At 72.1% G+C, this 7,107-nt stretch carries 7 protein-coding genes; 4 read left to right on the top strand and 3 right to left on the bottom strand.

The window, feature by feature from the left end:
- From STRAU_RS24645 to STRAU_RS24635, 3 genes are all read right to left on the bottom strand, one after another.
- A partial coding sequence (locus tag STRAU_RS24645) for an NADH-quinone oxidoreductase subunit NuoE family protein (protein WP_037661670.1) occupies positions 1-487 on the bottom strand: 487 nt, incomplete at its 3' end.
- Between the two features lie 6 nt (positions 488-493).
- Positions 494-2,440 carry a molybdopterin oxidoreductase family protein gene (locus STRAU_RS24640; protein WP_037661675.1) on the bottom strand — a complete coding sequence of 649 codons (1,947 nt, stop codon included), beginning with the start codon at positions 2,438-2,440 and terminating at the stop codon, positions 494-496.
- A gap of 62 nt (positions 2,441-2,502) precedes the next feature.
- Positions 2,503-3,483 carry a 2-dehydropantoate 2-reductase gene (locus STRAU_RS24635; protein ID WP_016643101.1) on the bottom strand — a complete coding sequence of 327 codons (981 nt, stop codon included), beginning with the start codon at positions 3,481-3,483 and terminating at the stop codon, positions 2,503-2,505.
- Between the two features lie 229 nt (positions 3,484-3,712).
- Between STRAU_RS24635 and STRAU_RS24630 the strand changes: the two genes are divergently transcribed.
- From STRAU_RS24630 to STRAU_RS24620, 4 genes are all read left to right on the top strand, one after another.
- Positions 3,713-5,089 (top strand): OFA family MFS transporter, encoded by a 1,377-nt coding sequence (locus tag STRAU_RS24630; RefSeq protein ID WP_052029228.1) that lies wholly within the window; start codon positions 3,713-3,715, stop codon positions 5,087-5,089.
- On the top strand, positions 5,064-5,207 hold the full coding sequence (locus tag STRAU_RS44955; RefSeq protein ID WP_016643099.1) for an MFS transporter small subunit: 144 nt from the start codon (positions 5,064-5,066) through the stop codon (positions 5,205-5,207). The genes STRAU_RS24630 and STRAU_RS44955 overlap by 26 nt, the downstream gene beginning before the upstream one ends.
- 135 nt (positions 5,208-5,342) lie before the next feature.
- Positions 5,343-6,290: a beta-ketoacyl-ACP synthase III gene (locus STRAU_RS24625; protein ID WP_016643098.1), complete on the top strand. Its 948-nt coding sequence runs from the start codon at positions 5,343-5,345 to the stop codon at positions 6,288-6,290.
- 101 nt (positions 6,291-6,391) lie between these two features.
- Positions 6,392-7,069 carry a GntR family transcriptional regulator gene (locus STRAU_RS24620; RefSeq protein WP_016643097.1) on the top strand — a complete coding sequence of 226 codons (678 nt, stop codon included), beginning with the start codon at positions 6,392-6,394 and terminating at the stop codon, positions 7,067-7,069.
- Positions 7,070-7,107: the final 38 nt, after the last annotated feature.

Raw genomic sequence — 7,107 nt, 5'->3', positions numbered from 1 at the left:
AGCCCCCGGCAGGGCCCCCGGCCCGCACCACCATCGCCGCAGGCGCCCGCTCACACAGCCCCAGGCAGGGGCTGGCCTCCACGTCCACCCCCTCGGCGGAGCCGAACTCGGCCGGTTCACGCGCGCCCCGCACCGCGCACGCAAGATCCGTACACACCCGCACAACGGTCCGCGCCCGCGGCTTCAGCGAGAACATGGAGTAGAACGTGGCGACCCCGTACGCCTCGGCGGGCGGCACGGTGAGCCGCCGGCACAGGTAGTCGAGGGCCCCCTCGCTGATCCACCCCACGCGGTCGTTGAGCGCGTGCAACCCGGGCAGCAGCAGATCCCGCCGCTCCCGGGCGACCCGCCCACCCCGCGCCCACCGAAGATCCGCGTCGGAGCGGTCGTCCGCGCCTTCCCAGGCCGACTCGGGCGGCCCGAGAAGCGCGTCCACCGCGTCCCGTTCCTCGTCGGTCGGCTTGCTGTCGCCGAAGCGCAGGTCCACGGCCCGTCAACTCCCCACGGTCACTTGGGTCAGCTTCTCGATGCGGATCGCCGACGCCTTGAACTCGGCCGTCCCGGCGATCGGGCAATTCGCCTCGATCGTCAGCTGGTTGGTGTCCACCTCGTCGGGAAAGTGCATGGTCATGAAGGCGAGCCCGGGCCGCAGGCCGGGATCGACCCACACCGGCGCGACCACGGCACCGCGCCGCGACGACACCCGTACCTCCTCGCCGACCACGACCCCGTACCGCTCCGCGTCCTCGGGGCACAGCTCGACGTACTCGCCGCGCCGCAGCGGAGACGCGAAACTCCCGCTCTGCACACCGGTGTTGTACGAGTCAAGGCGCCGCCCCGTCGTCAGCCGCAGCGGGAACGACTCGTCGGTGAGGTCCACCGGCGGATCGTCCTCGACGAGCCCGAAGGGCGCGCGGCGGCCGCGCAGCGCCGGATCGGGCTCCCACAGGCGGCCGTGCAGGAAGCTGGAGGGGAGCTGTTCCAGGTCGGGGCACGGCCACTGGAGGCCGTGGTGCTCCTCCAGGCGGTCGTACGTCATGCCGAAGTGGTCCGGCGACAGGGCGCGCAGCTCGTTCCAGACGGTCTCCGCGTCGGCGAACTTCCAGTCGTGGCCGAGCCGGGCGGCGATCTCGCAGATGATGTCGATGTCCTCACGCGCCTCGCCGGGCGGCGCCAGGGCCGCCCGCACCCGCTGCACCCGCCGCTCGCTGTTGGTCGTGGTCCCGTCGGTCTCCGCCCACGCGGCCGTGGCGGGCAGCACCACGTCGGCCAGCTCGGCCGTCCGCGTCAGGAAGATGTCCTGGACCACCAGGTGGTCGAGCGCGGCCAGGCGCCGCATCGCCTGCTCGCTGTCGGCCTCCGACTGGGCCGGGTTCTCGCCGACGCAGTACACGGCCCGCAGCCCGCCGTGCTCCATGGCCTCGAACATGTCCGTGAGCGTCATGCCGTAGCGCGGCGGGATGACCGCGCCCCACGCGCGTTCGAACTTCTCCCGGTGCTCGTCGTCGAGGATGTCCTGGAAGCCGGGGAGCCGGTTGGGGATGGCGCCCATGTCGCCGCCGCCCTGCACGTTGTTCTGCCCGCGCAGCGGCTGCACGCCGGCGCCGTAGCGGCCCACGTGCCCGGTGAGCAGGGCCAGGTTGATCAGGGCGCGGACGTTGTCGGTGCCGTTGTGGTGCTCGGTGATGCCGAGTGTCCAGCACAACTGGGCGCGCTCGGCGGTGGCGTACGCGTGCGCCAGATCGCGGATCGCGGCGGCGGGCACGCCCGTCACCTTCTCGGCGAGGGTGAGGGTCCAGGGCTCCACCAGCGCGGCGTACTCGTCGAAGCCGGAGGTGGCGCGCTCGACGAACGCCGTGTTGTGCAGGCCCGCGTGGATGATCTCGCGGCCGACGGCGTGCGCGAGGGCGATGTCCGTGCCCACGTTCAGGCCGAGCCAGCTCTCCGCCCACTCGGCCGTCGAGGTGCGGCGCGGGTCGACGGCGTACATCCGCGCGCCGTTGCGGATGCCCTTCAGGACGTGCTGGAAGAAGATCGGGTGCGCGAAGCGGGCGTTGGAGCCCCACATCACGATGAGGTCCGTGTGCTCGACCTCCTCGTAGGAGGAGGTGCCGCCGCCGGAACCGAAGGCGGCCGAGAGGCCCGCGACGCTCGGCGCGTGGCAGGTGCGATTGCAGGAGTCGACGTTGTTGGTGCCCATCACCACCCGCGTGAACTTCTGCGCCACGTAGTTCATCTCGTTGGTGGCACGGGCGCAGGAGAGCATCGCGAAGGCGTCCGGGCCGTGGTCGGCGCGGGCGCGCCGGAAGCCGTCGGCGGCACGGGCCAGGGCCTCGTCCCAACTCGCCGCGCGCAGCGGCCCGTTGCGGCTGTCGCGTACGAGGGGGTGAGTGAGGCGGGTGTACGTCTTGGGGGCGCGGTCGCGCTTGCGGCCGCCCAGGGTGCGGTCCGGCTGGGTTCGGGTGCGGTCCGGCTTGGTCACGTGGGTGCGGTCTGGCTTGGTCACGCTACGGCGCTCCTCATGCCGTGGGCGAGCAGGTCCGAGAGGGCGTGCACGGTACGCAGGGTGGGCACGGGCACGCCGGTGATGTCCGCCAGTTCCACGACGGCGGCGAGCAGCACGTCGAGTTCGAGCGGCTTGCCGCGCTCCAGGTCCTGGAGCGTGGAGGTGCGGTGGTCGCCGACGCGCTCGGCGCCCGCGAGCCGCCGCTCGATGGAGATGTCCGGCTCGCAGCCGAGGGCGGCGGCGACGGCGAGGGTCTCGGCCATCATGATCTCGATGACGCGGCGGGTGCCGCCGTGCAGACACATCTCGCGCATCGTCGCGCGCACGAGCGCGCTGATCGGGTTGAAGGAGATGTTGCCGAGCAGCTTGATCCAGATGTCGCCGCGCACATCCGGCTCCACCGGGCACTTCAGGCCGCCCGCGCGCATCGCCTCGCTGAAGTCCCGACAGCGCGCCGAACGGCTGCGGTCCGGCTCGCCGACGGAGAAGCGGGTGCCTTCGAGGTGGCGTACGACGCCGGGTTCGGCGAGCTCGGTCGCCGCGTACACCACACAGCCGACCGCCCGCCGCGGCGCGAGCACCGCGCTGACCGACCCGCCGGGGTCCACGCTCTCCAGGCGGTGCCCGTCGTGCGGGCCGCCGTGCCGGTGGAAGTACCACCAGGGGATGCCGTTCTGGGCGGCGACCACCGCCGTGTCGTCCTTCAGGAGCGGCCCGATCAGCGGCCCGCACGCCGCGTACGAAGTGGCCTTCAGGCCGAGGAAGACGAAGTCGACGGGGCCGATGTCGGCCGGGTCGGCGGTGGCGTGGGCCCGCGCGGTGAAGTCGCCGCGCGGACTGAGGACGCGTACGCCGTGCTGCCGCATGGCCGCCAAGTGCGGGCCACGGGCGACGAGATGGACGTCGGCGCCCGCGCGGTGCAGCGCGGCTCCGACATAGGCACCGATGGCACCGGCGCCCAGGACTGCGACTTTCACGATGCGGCGCTCCGTTCGGTTGAGGGTTCCGACGGACCGGCAGCGCTCTCAGGCTGCGCTGGTCGCGGGTGGCAGGGAAGAAGCCACTCGCGGTAGATGGAATATTGTCTACAGTATGGAAGTTGGGGCAGCAAGGGTTCTTGCGAGACCCGCCCTGCCCCGGTTCGTGTGAGACCCGCCCTGTCCGCCCCCTTCCCAACCGCCTTCCGGATTCCTACCGTTCGGGATCATGAGGCCCCCCGTAGCGCCACCCGGCTGGAGCCGATGGCTCGTGCCGCCCGCCGCCCTGTCGGTGCATCTCTCGATCGGCCAGGCATACGCCTGGAGCGTCTTCAAGCCGCCCCTGGAGTCCGCGCTCGACCTCAGCGGCACCCAGAGCGCGCTGCCGTTCCAGCTGGGCATCGTCATGCTCGGTCTGTCCGCCGCGTTCGGCGGCACGTACGTGGAGCGCAACGGACCGCGCTGGGCGATGTCCGTCGCGCTCGTCTGTTTCTCCTCCGGTTTCCTGCTCGCCGCGCTCGGCGCCGCGACCCGCCAGTACTGGCTGATCGTCCTCGGCTACGGCTTCGTCGGCGGCATCGGACTCGGCATCGGCTACATCTCACCGGTCTCGACCCTGATCAAATGGTTCCCCGACCGCCCCGGCATGGCCACCGGCATCGCGATCATGGGCTTCGGCGGCGGCGCCCTGATCGCCTCGCCGTGGTCGGCGCGGATGCTGGACGCGTTCGGCGACGACTCCTCGGGCATCGCGCTCGCGTTCCTCGTCCACGGACTCACGTACGCCGTGTTCATGGCGCTCGGCGTGCTGCTCGTGCGGGTGCCGAGAACGGAGGGGGCGGTCGTCCCAGGCGCCCCGGCACGGCTGGACGGCCCGCAGGTCTCGGCCCGGCAAGCCGTGCGCACGCCGCAGTTCTGGTGTCTGTGGGTGGTCCTGTGCATGAACGTGACCGCGGGCATCGGCATCCTGGAGAAGGCCGCGCCGATGATCACCGACTTCTTCGCGGACACCTCCACACCGGTCTCGGCGTCCGCCGCCGCGGGCTTCGTCGCGCTGCTCTCGGCCGCGAACATGGCGGGCCGCATCGGCTGGTCGTCCGCGTCCGACCTGGTCGGCCGCAAGAACGTGTACCGCCTCTATCTGGGCGCGGGCGCGCTGATGTATCTGCTGATCGCCCGCTTCGGCGACGAGTCGAAGCCGCTGTTCGTCGTCTGCGCGCTGGTCATCCTCTCCTTCTACGGCGGCGGCTTCGCGACCGTCCCGGCCTACCTCAAGGATCTCTTCGGCACCTACCAGGTCGGCGCGATCCACGGCCGGCTGCTCACCGCCTGGTCGCTCGCCGGGGTCCTCGGGCCGCTGATCGTGAACTGGGTGGCCGACCGCCAGGAGGAGGCGGGCAAGCACGGCCCCGGCCTCTACGGAGCGTCCCTGACCATCATGATCGGCCTGCTCGTCGTCGGGTTCGTCGCCAATGAGCTGATACGTCCCGTCTCTGCCCGGCACCATGTCTCCGCCCCGAAGGAGCTCTCCGATGACGAAGCAGCCGACTCCGCCGACGCCGCGGACTCCTCCGGCGCTGGTGACGCCGAGCCCGCGGCCAAGTGACCCGGCCCCGCCGTGCCGCCGACCACTGATCATCGGGGCCTGGCTGTGGGTGGGCCTGCCCCTGGCCTACGGCCTGTACGAGCTCGTACACAAGGCCAAACAGCTCTTCACCGGGTGACACGATGTGGCGAAGCATCCAAAGCGGGCGCCCCTTTCCTGTCGCATTACCTCACCTGTTACCGGTGAGTCGCTGAGCAGACTGGACGGTCCCGCACTTTCCGCACCACCTTTTGCACCACGAGGGGACCCACCCATGCCCGGCTCACGCATCGCCGCCGTCGGCCACTACCAGCCCGCCAAGGTGCTCACCAACGAGGACCTGGCGGGCCTGGTCGACACCAGCGACGAGTGGATCCGCTCCCGGGTCGGCATCCGCACCCGCCACCTCGCGGGCCCCGGCGAGCCGGTCGACGAGCTCGCCGCGCACGCCGCCGCCAAGGCCCTCGCCTCCGCGGGGCGGCCGCCGTCCTCGGTCGACCTGGTCGTCGTCGCCACGTCCACGGCCATCGACCGCTCGCCGAACATGGCCGCGCGGGTCGCCGCCCGGCTCGGCCTCGGCTCGCCCGCCGCGATGGACGTCAACGTCGTCTGCGCGGGCTTCACGCACGCCCTCGCCACCGCCGACCACGCCGTCCGGGCCGGGGCGGCGAGCCGGGCCCTGGTCATCGGCGCCGACAAGATGTCCGACGTCACGGACTGGAACGATCGCTCTACTTGCGTGCTCGTCGGCGACGGGGCGGGCGCGGCGGTCGTCGAGGCGTGCGCGGAGGACGAGGAGGCCGGGATCGGTCCCGTGCTGTGGGGCTCGGTGCCGGAGATGGGGCACGCCGTCCGCATCGAGGGCACGCCGCCGCGGTTCGCGCAGGAGGGGCAGAGCGTCTACCGCTGGGCGACCACGCAGCTGCCGCCGCTGGCCCGCGCGACCTGCGAACGCGCCGGGCTCACCCCCGCCGACCTCGCCGCCGTCGTCCTCCATCAGGCCAACCTGCGCATCGTCGAGCCGCTGGCCGAGCGGATCGGCGCCGTGAACGCCGTCGTCGCCCGGGACGTCGTGGACTCCGGCAACACCTCGGCCGCGTCCGTGCCGCTGGCCCTGTCCAAGCTGGTGGAACGGGGCGAGATCTCCAAGGGCGACCCGGTGCTGCTGTTCGGCTTCGGGGGGAACCTGTCGTACGCGGGGCAGGTCGTGCGCTGCCCCTGAGCGCGACGCGTTCAACTCCCCCTGGCGCTGGCCCTTGTGCTCGGTAAACTGTAGACAAAAGCCAATTCATTTGGCTTGACGTAGTCCAGGAGGGGGCCGGGATGTTGTCCGCAGGACTGCCGCAGGGGACGGTGCCCAAGCTGGAGCGGCCGGGCCCGCTGCGCGAGCGGGTCTACGAGGCGCTGCTCGAACTCATCACCACGCGCGCCCTGCGCCCCGGCCAGCACCTCGTCGAGAGCGAACTGGCCGGGCATCTGGGCGTGTCCCGGCAGCCGGTGCGCGAGGCGCTGCAGCGGCTGAACACCGAGGGCTGGGTGGACCTGCGCCCCGCGCAGGGCGCGTTCGTGCACGAGCCGACGGAGGAGGAGGCCGACCAACTGCTCACCGTCCGCACCCTCCTGGAGGCCGAGGCCGCGCGGCTCGCCGCCGCCAACGCCGGATCGGCCGGGATCGCCGCCCTCGAAGAGCTGTGCACCAAGGGGGAGTCGGCCGTCGCGGACGGCGACGTGGACCTCGTCGTCGCCACCAACGCGGCGTTCCACACCAAGGTGATGGAGCTCGCCGGGAACGTCGTCCTCGCCGAGCTGGCCGGGCAGGTCGACCGGCGGGTCCGCTGGTACTACACGCCGGTGGCGCGGCAGCGGGGCATGCAGTCCTGGATCGAGCACCGTCGGCTCATCGCCGCGATCGCCGCCCGCGACGAGGCCCGCGCGACGGAGGTCATGCGGGCGCATACGGAGCACACGCGCAAGACGTACCACGAACGCGAGGCGGGCTGACTCTGCCGGGGGCGCCCGAAGGGGCTCCGCCCCCTGGA

Origin of the sequence: Streptomyces aurantiacus JA 4570 (assembly GCF_000414115.1) — a bacterium.
GTDB classification, from domain to species: domain Bacteria; phylum Actinomycetota; class Actinomycetes; order Streptomycetales; family Streptomycetaceae; genus Streptomyces; species Streptomyces aurantiacus_A.
The sequence above is the reverse complement of the archived record's forward strand: the minus strand, read 5'-3'. Positions and strand labels throughout refer to the sequence as shown.

Coding starts and splice junctions, on each gene's coding strand:
- STRAU_RS24630 (WP_052029228.1), top strand. CDS start 3,713: ATGAGGCCCCCCGTAGCGCCACCCGGCTGGAGCCGATGGCTCGTGCCG.
- STRAU_RS24625 (WP_016643098.1), top strand. CDS start 5,343: ATGCCCGGCTCACGCATCGCCGCCGTCGGCCACTACCAGCCCGCCAAG.
- STRAU_RS24620 (WP_016643097.1), top strand. CDS start 6,392: ATGTTGTCCGCAGGACTGCCGCAGGGGACGGTGCCCAAGCTGGAGCGG.